The sequence below is a fragment of the Maribacter sp. 4U21 genome (assembly GCF_002742365.1).
Taxonomy (GTDB): Bacteria; Bacteroidota; Bacteroidia; order Flavobacteriales; family Flavobacteriaceae; genus Maribacter.
In genome coordinates this window covers 163,149-178,988 of the sequence record NZ_MDGN01000054.1, presented here as the reverse complement: position 1 = coordinate 178,988, position 15,840 = coordinate 163,149, and the positions used below count along the sequence as shown (strand labels likewise).

Below are 15,840 nucleotides of genomic sequence, written 5' to 3'. Positions count from 1 at the left end.
TAGGGTTTGGGAGTTTTTTATTTTTTCTTGGTCTGTAATATAAAATCTTTTAAATAGTAAGGCTCAAAGTACGCTACATCCTCAAATTCTTTTAGTGCATATTTCTCATACGCTAGCGACACCATTTCCTTTGACGAGGGTTGTACCGCTGTATTGTAACTGATGTTCGAATTCTTTAAAGTGGCAGCTATCTTTTCAGCACCGTTCCCTAAGATGTGAACGGTATGGTCCCGATAGTACTCCTTAAAAGAGTGCTCATCTATAATTTCGGCCTTTGTTGTCCTTATCTCGTTAAGATCCGCATCGAATATGGTCGCGTAAACCTCCATTCTTCTTGCGTCCAATACCGGAATTATATAATCCGTTTGAACTTCTCTGGCTTGGGAAGCGATATTTTTTAACGTAGGAATAGCGATTAACGGAATATCCAGTGCATAACACAGCCCTTTAGCAGCGGACACCCCTATGCGCAGGCCCGTATAAGAGCCTGGACCCTTACTAACGGCAACGGCGTCAACATCCGTCATCATAAAATCAGCCTCCTCCAAACACTCCTGGATAAATATATGAAGTTGTTCCGAGTGGGAATAGTTGGGTGTATCGTTCTCCCGTGATGCCAAAACCCTATTGTCCTTAGCAAGACATACGGAACAATTGGTCGTAGCAGTTTCCAAGTTTAAAATTAATCCCATATTTCAAAGGTACAGCATAGACCCAACAAGAAAAAGCCTGCAAATTACTGTTGCAGGCTTTTACATTGAGTTGAGTTAGCTTAGTCTAATGAAAGAGGTATCCCGTAGAAGAACTCTAAAATTTTTAATCGGAAAATATAATCATATTTCGCTCGAATTACACTTGCCTCGGCATTATCGACTCTAGCCTGTGCTTGCCCGAAGTCAAAGGCATTCAACAAGCCTACTTCGTAGCGTTCTTTAGCATAGTCGTAAGCAAGCCTTTGTGCTTCCAAGGTTTTTTGAGTTGCTTCAAAAGTCTTTCCAAAAGTTTTAACGTTTACATGAGCCTGTTGAATGGTATTTTCAAGTTCTAATTTGTTTTGCTCCAATTGTAATTCTGCTCTTTTAACGCCTATTTTTGATCGCTTCACATTGTTTTCTGTAGCAAAACCATTGAATACTGGTATGTTTAATTGAAAACCGTAAGAAGTACCGTCATTTAACCATAACTGATCTATAAAATCCGGTCTAAACGTGGTAACACCACCAAAACCATCCGGTGCACTTCTAAATTGATTTGTATAAAATGTATTGTATTGAAAAAACGTACTAAGTGTTGGATATCTGGCTCCTTTAGCTATCTGCAAATCTTTTTCAGCCAAATCAATGTTTGCCTCTGAAAACTTAATATCGTTTCTAAAAGTAAGCGCTTTAGCATATATTGATTCAGGGGAAGTAGACATAATTTCTGAAGGTGGCACCTCATAAGATTCCTCCATAACGTCAAAATTTTGATAATCCGTAATCTGAAGTAATTGAGCCAAATTAATGCGTGAAATCAATACCAAAGCCTCACCATTAATAATTTGTTGTTCTTGTGTCGCAGCGGTTGCCTCTATTTCCAATAAATCACCTCTAGGTAGCACTCCTGAATCTACCAACTCTTTTGTTCTATTTACATCTTGCTTTGTAATCTCGTACTGGGCTTGCGAAACCTTTAAGGCCTCTTTATTGGATAAAACCTGTAAATAGGCTTCGGCAACATTCAAGCTAATATCATCCTGCAAATCATCCAATCCATATTGTGTAGCTATTGCGCTCAATTTTGCGCGTTGTAATCTATACAGATTCTGCATACCATCGAAGATGGTCATGCCGGCATTGATTCCAGCTGATGTCGAAAAAATTTGACCAGGTTCAATGATGTTCGTGTTTGGGTTGGTAACCAGACCAGAACGCTCACTAACAGTAGTATTTGCATTGAGGCTTGGCAGAAAATTACCTAAAGCGTCAGATTTATCAATTTTTACATTTTCCAAGTCCAGTTCAAATTGTGCCACACTAAGGTTATTTTCCATGGCGTACTCCACACATTCTTGCAAGCTCCATTGTTTGCTTTGCGCCAAGGTGGTTGCTACTGCAGCAAAAAGCAATATGATGGTTGATTTAAATTTCATTTTGTGATTTTTTTGATTCGTATTATTGATTGATGATTACTCTTCTGTCTCCTCGCCTTCTTCGCCCTCTTCTTCTCCTTTTTTAACAGGCTCGGTCTTGTTCCACTGCTTTACTTTGTCTTCTTCTGATAACCCGGATAGAATCTCTACGTTTACTCCGTCCGAAATACCTATCTCAATATCCCTTCTTTCAAATTCCTGCTCTCCCGTTGCTACCTCTACATAGGGCTTATCTGTTTTCTTGTCAAATTGCAACAAGGCCTCTGGAACCACCATTACGCTATCTCTCCTATCCAAAACCAAAGATGCATTCGCACTATAGCCTGCCCGTATAAGAACATCGTCATTGACCTCAACGTCTCCCTCAATTTTGAACTGAACCGCACCGGTCTCTTCAACTCCCTTGGGTGCTATGAACTTTAACTTGGCATCGAACTCTTCGCCCTCTATGGCTCCAAGACTAATTTTTAGCGGCATTCCAATCTTTAATTTACCCACTTCACCTTCATCTACTTTACCTTCAAAAATCATTTTGCTCAGATCCGCTATGGAAGCGATGGTAGTACCGTCATTAAAATTGTTACTCTGGATTACCTGATCCCCTTCCTCGACAGGAATTTCTAAAATCGTACCATCTACGGTAGCTCTAATATTTGTATTTGCACTTGAAGAACCTCCTGCTGAACCTCTTCTAATGATTTGATAATCCGCACGGGCATTCTTTAACTCCTGCTCGGCCTGGTTATAGCTCAATTGAAGGTTATTAAAATCCTGACTGGAAATAACACCTTTGTCAAAAAGCGCCTTATTACGATCGTATTCAATTTTGGTATTGTTCAAGGCCAGTTCGGCGTTCCTTACCCTACCATTAGCTTGGTTCAATGCTTGTTCATTGGGAACTACCTTGATTACAGCAATGAGTTCACCTGCTTTTACCTTTGCTCCCTCTTCTAGATATATCTTATCGATGATACCAGAAATTTGAGGTTTAATCTCAATTTCATCCTCCGGAATCACTTTACCCGTAGCAACGGTTTTCTTTTCAATATTGGCTTTAAAAGGTTGCGATGTTTCATAAACAATGGAAGACTTACTGTTACTATTTATAAAGAATACTGCCGCCCATAAAGCTCCTAGAACTAAAATTCCAATTAATATGTATTTAACAATCTTGTTCATTTTAAAGTGTATTAGTTTTTATTTTGGTTTTGTTGTTTACTATTCTTCTCGTAATGCGTCTATAGGTTTTATACTTACAGCTCTCTGTGCAGGAATTAGCCCTATCAAAGTACCCAGAACTACCATAATCGCCAATGCTCCCAGCACCAATGGAATGGGCACTGTAGGATTGGTATAGGGAAAATCTACACCTTGCGTAAAACTGTTTATGGCGCTTAGTACTAGAGCTCCCAGTATTATCCCTATGATTCCCGCAAGCATGGTCAAGAAAACGGATTCTAGGATAATTTGATTTCTAACCTCAGCAGGAGTGGCGCCTAGCGCCCTACGAACACCCAATTCTTTCGTTCGTTCCTTGACCGATATCAAAAGGATATTTCCAATACCTATAACGCCCGCTAAAATTGTAGCGATACCTACGATTAGGGATAAAAAGGTCATTCCCTTGGAGAATCCCATAATTTTATTGAAAATCTCCCCTAGGTTAAACGATCCAAATGCTCTCTCATCCTCAGGGTCTACCCTGTGGATACTCTTCAGGGTCGCTTTCACATTTTCTTCCGCTTGCACCACATCGGCATCATCATAGGCAGCAATGGTTAACCACCCCACATTGTCCGCAGTATTGTACAACTTTCTATAGGTGGTAAATGGTACGAAAATATCACTGTCACTTTCAAAGCCGCCACCCGGTGTGAACTTATGAACCCCGACAACCTGAAAATAGATATCGTCAATCCTGATGTATCCTCCAATAGGATTTTCACCTTTCTCGAACAGTTCTTTTTCCGTTCGTTCTCCGATTACACATACTTTTCTGGTCTGTTCTATATCTTCATCGTTGATAAACCTACCTCCGTCATAAATTTTCTTGGTCGCTATTTTAGTGAACACCGGAAAATCCCCGTACACCGCATAATTCCCAGATTTCTGGCCACGAACCACCAAACCTGGGGCATCTCCGAAAACACCTTTAGCATTTCTTGGAGCTATATAGTTTATTTCCGGGATACGATTTTTTAAAACCTCAACATCCCCCAATTTCAACTGCAGTTGTCTTCCCGTCTTAAAACCGTCGTAAGGAACACTTGTACTTTGTGCCCAAACGAACATACTGTTCATGGCCACACTTTCAAACTGCCTCTCAAAACCATTGTCCAGTCCCTTCGCGGCACCTGACAAGCCTATATAAATAAATATTCCCCATAACACGCCAATTATCGTAATAATGGTCCGTGTTTTGTTCTTGCTAATAGAACCGAATATTTCCTGCCATGTATTTCTATCAAAAATAAATTTCATATCATTCGTCTCTTAGTGCAACAATAGGTTTTATTCTAGCGGCCCTTCTAGCAGGAATATATCCCGCAATAGCACCAAAAATGATTAGTGTTACCGTAGCAAAAATGGCGGTCCCTGTATTTATAAATGGATTGGTTATAAAATAATCCGCTAGTTTTTCTCCAAGGGAACTAAGTAGGGCTACTCCCAAGAGCATACCAACGAAACCGGAAATGGTAGTAATAAAAACAGACTCCAATAGAATGGTACTGATAACGGATTTTGGCGTTGCCCCCAAGGCCTTACGAATACCCAGTTCCTTGGTACGCTCCTTTACTACAAATACCATGATATTACTTATACCAATAATCCCAGCTATAATGGTCCCGAAGGCTACTATAGATACAATTAACTGTAAAATACCCGCAAACTGTTGATTTTGTTTTAACTGGTCGGCAACATTCCTGATGAAAAGTCCGTTTTGGTCCTCTGGGTTGATGAATTTTTTATTTCTAATAAATTTGTCCAAGCTTCGTTGAAAAGCCATTGCGCCCGCGTAACCTATTTCTGGTTTAAAACCGATTACAATCTGGTTAACCTTATCGGTATTTTTTTCTATGAGTTGTCTCGTTGTGTAAGGGATGTAAATTCTTCTTTCCTCATTGTCTCCCGCATCATCCTGAAAAACCCCAATGACCTTAAAAGCACTTCCTGCAACATCAATATATTTACCAATGGACTCCTCTTGGGAGAACAAATCTTTTTCTACCAACCTACCAATAACCGCATACTTGGTTTTATTTGCAATATCTTCCCTGTTTAGGTACCTGCCTTTCATCATAATGGTCTTCTCGGCAAATTGATACGACTCACTTACTCCTCGAGTAGTATAATTGTTGGATTCATTTTTGTACTTCACGAGTCCTCCCCTATCTACTCTCGGAGAGATATACTCAATGAACATGGCAAAATTCTTTTCTAAATCCGCCAAATCAGAATTATCAAATTCTATTCTTCGGTTAGACTTATACCCTTTATAAGGAATGGATGTTCTCCCTGGAAAGATGAAAAATGTATTGGTAGCATCGTCCTTGAAAAACTCATCGAACGTGTTGATCAAACCATTACCAAAACCGTACAATACTACAAATATCAAAATACCCAAAGCCACCGTAAAACCAGAAAGGAACGTCCTTAGCTTGTTTTTCTGAATAGTTTCAAATATTTCTTTCCAGTTATCCCTATTAAACATATTGCGATGCCCTTACTTGCTTAACTTTTTTATCCTCTACGATAACCCCATCCTTTAAATGTACAATTCGCTTGCACATATCGGCGATATCCGGCTCATGCGTTACTACCAAAATAGTGTTTCCATCATCATTGATTTTCTGAATCAAATCCATTACCTCATACGATGTCTTACTGTCCAAAGCACCCGTTGGCTCATCGGCAAGAAGCACTTTAGGTTCTGCGGCCATAGCTCTAGCGATGGCAACCCGCTGCTTTTGACCACCTGAAAGCTCACTAGGTAAATGAGTGGCCCATTGTTTTAGACCTACTTGTTCCAAATATTTCAGAGCCTTTTCTTGACGTTCTTTACGGCTAACACGTTGATAATATAAAGGTAAAGCAACGTTTTCCATTGCGCTCTTATAATTTATCAAATTGAAGGATTGAAAAATAAATCCCAAGAACTTATTACGGTACTGAGCGGCCTTGGTTTCATTTAAGTTCCTTATGGGAACACCGTCCAAGGTATAGGAACCCTCATCTAGCTCGTCTAACATACCCAATATATTCAACAAAGTCGATTTCCCTGACCCCGAAGAACCCATTATAGCTACTAACTCGCCTTCTTCTACTTTAAAATTTATTCCTTTAAGAACATGGAGCGAATTACTCCCCATTTTATAGGATTTGTGAAGATCGTTTATTTCAATCATGTTGGTTGTATTAATAGTTTTAAGGGCTTTAAAAAGACGCTCATCTGTAAGACCGCTAAACCCCCTAAATGTTACATTTTTTTTACTTTATTTTTTAGTTCTCCTCGCCTTCGTTTTCAATCTTGTTCCAGACCTTTATTTTGTCTTCCATTGTAATCCCGGATAATACCTCTACAAAAATGCCATCACTTACCCCCAAATCTATTTCCTTACGCTCAAACTCTTGCTCTCCTGTGGCAATTTCTACGTAAGGTTTCTTGGTCTCATCATCAAATTGGACCAAGGCTTCTTTTACCGCCAACACACTATCCACCTTTGCCAAAATTATTGAGGCATTGGCACTTAGACCTGCTCGTATAAAGACAGAATCCTGCTTTTTCATTGTTCCTTTAATTTCGAATTGGATTGCGCCGTTCTCTTCTTTGCCCTTGGGTGCAATATAATCCAAAACCGCATCGAAAACTTTATTTTCTATGGCACCCACTGTAATTTCAAGCGGTAGGTTTTCTTTAATCTTACCTACTTCGGATTCGTCCACTTTCCCCTCAAAAATCATTTTGTCGACATCTGCGATAGCAGCAATAGTAGTCCCTTCATTAAAGTTGTTACTCTCTATAACTTGATTTCCCACTTCTACAGGTACTTCCAGGACCATACCACTGACCGTTGCCCGTATTTGCGTATTGGCGGCGTTGCCAAAACCTTTGGCCGTACCGGTCTTAATAATATCGTACCTTTTGTTTGCAGCACCATAGGATTGTTTGGCTTGGTCATAGGCCACCTGAGCCCTTTCCAAATCTACCTGGGAAATTACGCCTTTTGCGAACAAGCTCTTTTGACGCTCTACATTCCTTAGTTGATCGTCCAATCCAATTTTCGCTTCGTCAATGGCATTTCTAGCATCGTTCAAGGCATTAAGGTTTGGCACTACCTTAATACGGCATAGCAAATCGCCCGACTTCACGTAATCCCCGCCTTCAACAAAAACCTCTTCAATAACTCCTGAGATATTAGGCTTTATCAATACTTCTTCTAAAGGCAAAATACTTCCGGTCGCTACCGTTTTCTTAACAATAGTTTTTTTAGAAGCCTGTTCGGTCTCATAAACAATGGGGTCTTCCGTATTTTTTTGATAGAGATAATACATAGCTCCTCCAAAAAGCACTACGATTAAAATTAAAATAATTCTTGTGATTGATTTTTTCATTTTTTGATTGGTTTATTATAATTGATTCTGTCTTTATTCTGTTCTTAAGGCTTCAATGGGGCGAACGCGTATGGCACTATTTGCGGGGATAAAACCTGCTAACAGACCAGATACGACCAGTATAATCAAGGCACTGATTACGACGCCTAAACTAACACTCGGATTAAGGAACATATCCACAGGACCGAGAGATTCTAGCAATGTGTTGATGCCATAGATTGAAAGTGCACCGAATATAATACCCACCATACCTGAAATAATGGTTAGGAATATGGACTCCATCAAAATCTGTAGTCTAATGGACCAAGGGTCTTCACCCAAGGCCCTACGGATGCCTATTTCCTTGGTTCTTTCTTTAATAACGATAAGCATAATGTTACTAACACCGATGATTCCGGAAAGCAAGACCAATATTCCCACGAAATACGCTACAAACTTTAACGCCCCGAAAAGGCTTTCCACTCGGTTAAACTGTTGGTACAAATCAAAATGACCAATTGCTCTTTCATCATCAGGGTGTACCTTTCTACTTTGTTTGACCGTACTGATGACCTTATTTTTCAAGTCGCTTATGGAGCTTCCATCTTTGGCCGTTATTGCCATCCAACCTACATTATCGGCGCGGTTAAAAGCTTGGGAAAAAGTTGTGAACGGCATGAATATTTCACGCTCACTATTTTGTCCGCCGCCATCACTAGTTTTTTCTTTATAGGTGCCCACCACCATAAAATTGACCCCATTAACCTTGAGGTAGGTACCTATAGGGTCCTCGTCTTCTTCATATAAGTCTTGCCGAATACCATCACCGATAACCACAACCTTACGTTTTGCCTGTATATCGTTATGATTAAAGAAACGACCCTTGGCAGCATATATCGGGTTTTGTTCAATGATTTCCGGGTAATCTCCAAAAACGCGATATTGTCCACTTTCTAGACCGCGTATCACATTATCGCCTTCCGTTTGTCGCATACTGTTCCTAGGCGATATAATACGCAGTTCCGGTACACTCCTCCTCAACAGGTCTACATCGGATAATTTAAAATTAAAGTTCCTTCCCTCTGGAAGTCCTTGATGGGCTATTGTAGTTGTCTGTGTCCACATGAACATGGTATTCGTTGCGACACCATTAAAATCTTGTCGTATACCGTTTTCCAGACCTTTTCCCGCAGCTAAAAGAATGATTAATATGAATATTCCCCAACCCACACCGAATGCCGTGGCCACGGTACGCCACACATTTGTAGAAAGCACTTCTAAAATTTCCCTCCAACGGTCTTTATTGAACATTTTTTTTTATTTTATCTCCGTAGTTACTTTTTTAAATCTATTCGTCTCTTAAAGCCTCGATAACATGCACTCGCACGGCTTTCCAGGCAGGAAAAAAACCAGCTAAGCTACCAGCAACGATCAATAATATTACCGTAGTAAGGGCAACGTTAAAATTTACCGAAGGATTTAGAACATAATCTACCTGTATGTGAGGACCCAAAAGTTCCAAGAGCCCCATGCTAAATATGAGTCCGGTAAATCCTGCTATAGCTGTCACGAAAATTGCTTCATGCATAATCATACCTATAATGGACCAAGGCTTGGCACCGAGTGCTTTTCTAATACCGATTTCGCGTGTTCTTTCCTTTACGACGATAAGCATAATGTTACTTACACTAACCACTCCTGCTATAATAGTAAAGAAGCCTACGACCCAGAAAAATAGTTTAATCCCACCGATTAAGGAATAATAGCGTTTAGCCTCCTGAATAGGGTTCCAAATGCGAATGGCACGGTCATCTTCCGGTGCTACTTTATGATATTTTTTGAGGTATTTCAAGAGTGCTGCAGTGAACTCTCCGTTCTTAGCGACCGTGGCATCAAAAGATTCTAGCTCGGGCAGCATAAAATTCATATTGTTAATCCTATCACCTCCGTTGAATGCTATTTGTGCGGTGGTAATAGGAATAAAAATACGCTCCTCTTCCCCTTCATTGTCACCGTGTTCCCCAAAAACACCCACAATTCTAAAACCAGCTCCCGAAATGGTGATATACTCGCCAACTGGTGATGCTACATCTGCAAAAACCTCTCTTTTTATTTTATTACTGATGACCGCAACTTTAGCATTCTGCGCGACATCGGTCTCGTTGATATATCTTCCTTCTGAGAGATATTCGTTTTCTATAGTTTGAAGATCACCATTCGTACCCTGAATGCGATATACCAGTAGGTCGTTGTTATAAACAACCTGAACGTCTCGTGGAAAATAGAGGAGTGAAGCTTTTTCATAATCGCCTTCAAAGGCATTCGTTGCCATATCAAAATTCTCGTTACGCAACTGAATTTGCCTGCCTGGGTTCAATCCTTGATATTCTACTGTGGTTCTCCTAGGCCAAACCCATATACTAGTGGCCGCATCCTCCTTGAACTCTTCTGATATGCCGTTTTGCATGCCTTGGCCAAAACCTAATAAAATAACGAGTATGAAGATACCTGAGGCTACAGATAATCCAGTGAGGAAGGTTCGCAATTTATTTTTCCGAATGGTATCGAAAATTTCTTGCCATCTTTCAATGTCGAACATGTGATTGGTTTTGATTGATGAATGCTATTATTACGGTCGCACATAGATAAGACTAGCTATCTTATACAATGTTACAGATAAAGAATAAAAAAAGTGTTAAATCTTTAAAATTGTGTTAAGACCGCATCTTGCGGTAGATAAAGTAGAAGAGACCTGCCACTAGAATGTAAGGGATAGCCATTAAATAAACAATACCGTTATTGATACCTTTAGCAGCGTTTCCGGTTGACTCACTTTCAAGGACTGCCCTACACATAGCGCACTGTGCCTCCACTATTTCAGGCACCAAGGAGAGACAAACAACCAATAAGAAAATCAACTTCTTTTTCATGCTAAGGTCTAATGTGTGTAATAGGGTGAAATCATAAGATAAACAACAACGCCTGTCACGGCAACGTAGAGCCAAATAGGAAAAGTATATTTGGCCAAAGCTCTATGCTCTTCAAAATCTTTTAGATATGCTTTAGCATAGGTCCTAAGAACTAATGGGACTATTGCAATGGATAATATAATATGAGTAACTAAAATAAAATAATAAACATATTTAAGGTAACCATCTCCACCATACAAGGTAGAATCGGACGTCATGTGATAAGCTATATACATGATTAAAAACAACAGCGACAACGCTATGTTCAACGTCATTATATTTTGATGTAGTTTCTCCCTACCCTGCTTAATGGCCCAAACGGCTACCAACAGAAATACGGCTGTTAAACCATTAATAGTAGCATAAATCGGCGGTAAAAATGATAGAGGTTCCACATTTGGAATTTTAACCGTAAAGAGTAAAGCCACCACTACCGGTATCACAATGGATATGATTGTAATTATGGTATTAAATCTTTTTTCCTGCGAAACACTTTTCATTATCCTATTCTTTTAATAATTTTAAAATATCCTCCCTTAAAATACCAATCTCTTCCTTTTCTCCTTGGCTATTCTCGCCCATCTCCTCAGAAATAGCCCCGCGATAATACACTATGGGATTCCCAAACTTATCCAATCTAGAACGCAAATAACCTTGCCTATCCACCAGTGCAAAAAGTCCAGAATGCTCAAAGCCCCCTGGAGCATCAGGCATTTCAGCTGCAAAAATATTAAAGCCGCTATTGGCCAAATCATAAACCGCATCCTTATCGCCTGTCATTAAATTCCAATCTTTGTCCTTTATACCGTACTTCGATGCATAGGCCCTTAACACCTGCGGGGTGTCATACTGCGGGGTAATCGTAAATGAAGCAATACCAAAGTCTTCCCTGTCTTTAAAGTGGTTTTGCAGCGCCACCAAGTTTTTTGTCATTATAGGACAAATGCTAGGGCAAGAAGTGAAAAAAAACTCCACTACATATACTTTACCGATATAATCCCTGTTGGAAACAAGAACACTATCCTGGTTTAAAAATTGAAATGGAGGGACTTTCCGCTTTTTCTTATTTTGTAGAATATAACTAAGTCCTTTCTTTTGCATAGGACTATTCATCCTATCGTTCTCGACAACAGTGCCTGATTTTAGGCGGTCGACTATTCGAGGAACTACGATAATTCCAAAAATTAGTACTATTAAAGAGACCCAGACATAGGTATATTTCTTATTCACTATTTCGCTCTGTTTGCATTATTCTTTTTAAGCGCCAATCTATATTCCGCGAGAATAATTTTCACATCATCCTCCATCTTATTATTCAAATCAGCAACGGAGTTGGTATTAAATCCAAATTTCGTCCCTTCATCCTCGTCTTCCGTTCTACCTCTTAGATTTCTTTCCTTATCTATAATAAACACATATGGCGTACCCAAATCAGCATCCAATTCAAGGTCAGTCTTTAGGCTATTAAAAAGTTCTTGAATCACTGCGGGCTCAAGAAAAACGAATTTCCATTTAGAAACATCGGCCAAGGCAGATAGTTCGGTTTTAAGCTCTTCAACTTTAGCCTCCGTTCCAAACGGCATTACCATTACAAATTGAAAATCTTTAAACTCATTAAAACGCTTATAAATCTTCTGATTCAGGTTAAAAGCATTTCCTTTTTTGTTCTCTACCTCGTTTCCTAAAAAACCAAGAACAGTAATATTATTAGCGAGCTTTACTCGCTTTTCCGATGCCTCAATTTCACGAATACCTTCTGTGAGTGTTGGTAATCTACCAAAATTATTAACCCCTGAAGCAAAGAAGAGATATGCGATAATAGGCAACACGAATAATACAATAAGTACAAAAGTTTTTTTCATCGATTTTAGCCCTGATTATTGAAAAATAGAATGAGTTTATTTGCACCAAACCATCTCATCAACATTACTTTACAAAAATAAAAAAGACGGCGTTTAAACCGTCTTTTTTATCTGTTAATTCTATCTTAGAAATTCCAACTTATAAAACCGTCTTTATAGACATTATAGATATAATCCGCTTCCACTAATAGTATAAATACCAAGTAGATAACAAGAAATATCGGGGTCCAAACGATTACTCTTCTTAAAGAGGTTTTTTCATCTCTTAAGTGCATAAAGTCCCATGCAATGTAATAGGCCTTTACAAGGGTTAGAATAATGAATATCCAATTCAACAATTTCATACCCAAAAAATAGGTATCCGTAAGAGAGGCTGGTTTCAAAATACCGAGGACAACTTCTACAACGGTAACCAAAGTTAGAAATATAAGTACGCCCCAAATCTTTTGTGTATTCGATTTGAATTTTAATAAACCTCTAAAAATCTCTAATTTATGTTCGTGTGCCATTCTGTAATACTGTTTTTATAATTTTTTATAATCGGATGCGAAGGAATGTATTACACCAAATAAAAGAATGTAAATACAAATACCCATACTAAATCTACAAAGTGCCAGTAAAGACCGACCTTTTCGACCATTTCATAGTGCCCTCTTCTCTCATAGGTACCTATTACAACGTTAAAGAATATAATAAGGTTTATGAGTACACCAGAAAAAACGTGAAAACCGTGAAAACCTGTTATGAAGAAAAAGAAATCCGCAAACAATCGACTACCATATTCATTACGAACAAGATTGGCACCTTCTACCACCATGACGGCGTCGTCTAGCTTAGATAATGATGCCTCTCTGGTCAAAACTGCTTTCTCACCTATTCCTTCTATATTGGAAACCTCTTTTTCAAATCTAGCAGCCATTGCCACATCTTTTGGTCTATCGGATGTTTTTAACTCCTCAACGTCGGGAAGTATAGTCTCCGTACGTATAACTATATTGGAATTGGCCTTAAAACCAGCTACGACTTCATTTAGATTATAACTAGTTCTTGTACCTTCTTCGTAATACCAAATACCGTTCTTCTTCTCATGTGCCACGCGCTCACCAGGTATTACCTCCGCAAAATCAGCGATGGCAGCCCTTTTACCTGTATCTGCATTAACAAATTGTAATATTCTACCACCCTTGGTTTCCAAGGCACCATAATCACCGCTAATAAAAGTTGCCCATTCCCAGGCTTGTGAACCTACAAAAATTGCACCACCTATAATTGTGGCGAACATATACCAAATAACGGCGTTTTTTTTCATCTTATGCCCAGCATCAACTGCCAAAACCATGGTTACCGAAGACATAATTAACACAAAGGTCATAAACGCTACGTAGTACATCGGTGCTTCAACACCATGAAATCCTGGAAAGTGCGTAAAAACCTCATCTGCAATAGGCCAAGTTTCTATAAACTTGAATCTTGAAAAACCGTAAGCGGCCAAAAATCCAGAAAATGTAAGAGCATCCGAAACAAGGAAGAACCACATCATTAACTTACCGTAACTAGCACCTAAAGGCCTATTACCGCCTTCCCAAACGTTTTCTTCTGTTGCCGTTGTAACCGTAGTATCCATATATGAAATATCGTTTTAATAAAACTTTAGCAAATTTACATTTTTTTCATCCTATATAAAAGCTGAAATGTATTCAAAACTCGTAATAATTAGAATTATTATTTAACAAAGGTCATAAATACAATTAAGTACACCCACAATAGGTCCAAAAAGTGCCAAAATGTAGCACCTAATGTTATTCCCAAGTATTCTTTGGACGAGTACTTTCCTCTCTTCTGATTGTATAGCACCACCAATAATGAAATCATGCCCGCAGCAACGTGAATGATATGCACCATTGCGATTAAAAACACATAGGACATTTTAATACTACTGGTAGGACCGGTAAAATAATATCCTTCCGCCACCATTTGGGAGAAACCGCTAAACTGCAGAAAAATAAAAGCTATCCCTAGACCTAGCGTTACCAATAACCACAAGCCGGCAGTAGATTGCTTATCATTCTTTACCGCGTTTTTAGCCAGGATGTACGTAAGACTGCTTATAATGATCACCAAAGTACTGATATAAAACGTACTTGGTAAATTAACGTCACTAGCCCAGTCTTCTCGTGAACTACTTACGATATAAGCGCTTGTCCACCCCGCAAAACCCATAAGCAGACTCACAATTCCGAACCAAAGCATCATTTTTTTTGCTCTGTCGTTCTTTTCTTTAACGGTACCTTGAGTTAAATCCATATGTTCTTTTTCTTAAGCAATAAATTTATCGATAACATATACCACCTGCATCAGCGTGATATACGTAACACTGGCCAACATCAACTTTCTAGCCGAGACATTATCCCTTTTACTATATAGCTGTAGTGCGAAAAACAGCATTACACCGCCCATTAAAAATATGAGAACCGCAGCAGGAACGGATAATGTTAGCCTACCTGTAATTCCAAATACCGGAATAATGCTAATGACCATCATCCAAATAGTATACATAATTATCTGTAGCGCAGTTCCCGTATCTTTCTTACCGGTAGGAAGCATTTTAAATCCTCCTTTTTTATAGTCCTCGTCCAACATCCAACCCAAAGCCCAAAAGTGCGGAAATTGCCAAAAAAACTGAATCATGAACAAGGTTCCGGGCTCAATTCCAAAATCGTTCGTGGCAGCCACCCATCCCAACATAAAAGGAATGGCACCTGGGAAAGCCCCGACAAATACGGCCAAAGGTGTTTTTGTTTTTAACGGAGTATACACACTGGTATAAAGAAATATTGAAATTGCCCCGAACATGGCCGTTTTCGGGTTCAGAAAGTATAAGGAAATAACACCAAGAATAGTAAGTACAATTGCGATAGCCATTGCGGTTCTACTGCTCATCCTACCTGCAGGTATTGGCCTGTTTTTGGTTCTACTCATCAATACATCCAGGTCTTTTTCTATAATCTGGTTATATGCATTACTGGCCCCAACCATACAATAACCTCCGAAAGCCAAAAGAAGAATGGACACCATGCTTAATTCATAGGCACCTAAAAAGTACCCGGCCACTGAAGAAAAGACCACGCTTATAGCTAGCCTAGCTTTTGTAATTTCCTTAAAATCAGCAAAAACCAACGCAAATGAATTGCTTTTTGCTGAGCTGACTGCGGTCTTCATCGTTAATAAAAATAAGGATACAAAGATAACCTCCACGCCATATCCCTGCAACCAAACACAGCTATTT

Annotated in this window: 17 protein-coding genes; all 17 read right to left on the bottom strand. The window is 39.2% G+C overall.

Translation table 11 applies throughout. The features are described 5' to 3' along the window. Nucleotides 1–17 precede the first annotated feature (17 nt). The gene (tsaB, locus tag BFP77_RS11665) at nt 18–692 is read right to left on the bottom strand and encodes a tRNA (adenosine(37)-N6)-threonylcarbamoyltransferase complex dimerization subunit type 1 TsaB (RefSeq protein WP_099574199.1); all 675 of its coding nucleotides are present in this window, start codon (nt 690–692) and stop codon (nt 18–20) included. 80 nt (nt 693–772) lie between these two features. Continuing rightward, on the bottom strand, nt 773–2,131 hold the full coding sequence (locus BFP77_RS11660) for a TolC family protein (RefSeq protein WP_099574198.1): 1,359 nt from the start codon (nt 2,129–2,131) through the stop codon (nt 773–775). 36 nt (nt 2,132–2,167) lie between these two features. Then, nucleotides 2,168–3,310, bottom strand: coding sequence for an efflux RND transporter periplasmic adaptor subunit (locus tag BFP77_RS11655; RefSeq protein ID WP_099574197.1), 1,143 nt, complete (start codon nt 3,308–3,310; stop codon nt 2,168–2,170). Between the two features lie 39 nt (nt 3,311–3,349). Beyond that, a complete protein-coding gene (locus BFP77_RS11650) occupies nt 3,350–4,612 on the bottom strand; it encodes an ABC transporter permease (protein ID WP_099574196.1) in 1,263 nt (420 codons plus the stop codon). A 1-nt stretch (nt 4,613) separates the two neighbouring features. Then, nucleotides 4,614–5,843 (bottom strand): ABC transporter permease, encoded by a 1,230-nt coding sequence (locus BFP77_RS11645; protein ID WP_099574195.1) that lies wholly within the window; start codon nt 5,841–5,843, stop codon nt 4,614–4,616. Next, nucleotides 5,836–6,537, bottom strand: coding sequence for an ABC transporter ATP-binding protein (locus tag BFP77_RS11640; RefSeq protein WP_099574194.1), 702 nt, complete (start codon nt 6,535–6,537; stop codon nt 5,836–5,838). The genes BFP77_RS11645 and BFP77_RS11640 overlap by 8 nt, the downstream gene beginning before the upstream one ends. Before the next feature lie 94 nt (nt 6,538–6,631). Next, on the bottom strand, nt 6,632–7,744 hold the full coding sequence (locus BFP77_RS11635; RefSeq protein ID WP_099574193.1) for an efflux RND transporter periplasmic adaptor subunit: 1,113 nt from the start codon (nt 7,742–7,744) through the stop codon (nt 6,632–6,634). Nucleotides 7,745–7,777: 33 nt separating this feature from the next. Continuing rightward, nucleotides 7,778–9,034, bottom strand: coding sequence for an ABC transporter permease (locus BFP77_RS11630; RefSeq protein ID WP_099574192.1), 1,257 nt, complete (start codon nt 9,032–9,034; stop codon nt 7,778–7,780). A 37-nt stretch (nt 9,035–9,071) separates the two neighbouring features. Then, nucleotides 9,072–10,322, bottom strand: coding sequence for an ABC transporter permease (locus tag BFP77_RS11625; protein WP_099574191.1), 1,251 nt, complete (start codon nt 10,320–10,322; stop codon nt 9,072–9,074). Nucleotides 10,323–10,437: 115 nt separating this feature from the next. Further along, nucleotides 10,438–10,653: a hypothetical protein gene (locus BFP77_RS17530; RefSeq protein ID WP_099574190.1), complete on the bottom strand. Its 216-nt coding sequence runs from the start codon at nt 10,651–10,653 to the stop codon at nt 10,438–10,440. 8 nt (nt 10,654–10,661) lie between these two features. Then, a complete protein-coding gene (locus tag BFP77_RS11615) occupies nt 10,662–11,192 on the bottom strand; it encodes a DUF420 domain-containing protein (RefSeq protein WP_099574189.1) in 531 nt (176 codons plus the stop codon). A 4-nt stretch (nt 11,193–11,196) separates the two neighbouring features. Next, nucleotides 11,197–11,922, bottom strand: coding sequence for an SCO family protein (locus BFP77_RS11610; protein ID WP_218963471.1), 726 nt, complete (start codon nt 11,920–11,922; stop codon nt 11,197–11,199). Then, complete coding sequence (locus tag BFP77_RS11605; protein ID WP_099574187.1) at nt 11,922–12,554, bottom strand: hypothetical protein; 633 nt, start codon at nt 12,552–12,554, stop codon at nt 11,922–11,924. Before BFP77_RS11605 ends, BFP77_RS11610 begins: the two co-directional genes overlap by 1 nt. Nucleotides 12,555–12,679: 125 nt before the next feature. Then, the gene (locus BFP77_RS11600) at nt 12,680–13,063 is read right to left on the bottom strand and encodes a cytochrome C oxidase subunit IV family protein (protein WP_099574186.1); all 384 of its coding nucleotides are present in this window, start codon (nt 13,061–13,063) and stop codon (nt 12,680–12,682) included. Between the two features lie 50 nt (nt 13,064–13,113). Continuing rightward, nucleotides 13,114–14,178 carry a cytochrome c oxidase subunit 3 gene (locus tag BFP77_RS11595; protein ID WP_099574185.1) on the bottom strand — a complete coding sequence of 355 codons (1,065 nt, stop codon included), beginning with the start codon at nt 14,176–14,178 and terminating at the stop codon, nt 13,114–13,116. A gap of 98 nt (nt 14,179–14,276) precedes the next feature. Next, nucleotides 14,277–14,858, bottom strand: a complete 582-nt coding sequence (locus tag BFP77_RS11590; protein ID WP_099574184.1) for a cytochrome c oxidase subunit 3 — start codon at nt 14,856–14,858, stop codon at nt 14,277–14,279. Between the two features lie 12 nt (nt 14,859–14,870). After that, complete coding sequence (gene cyoE, locus BFP77_RS11585) at nt 14,871–15,773, bottom strand: heme o synthase (protein ID WP_099574183.1); 903 nt, start codon at nt 15,771–15,773, stop codon at nt 14,871–14,873. Nucleotides 15,774–15,840 lie beyond the last annotated feature (67 nt).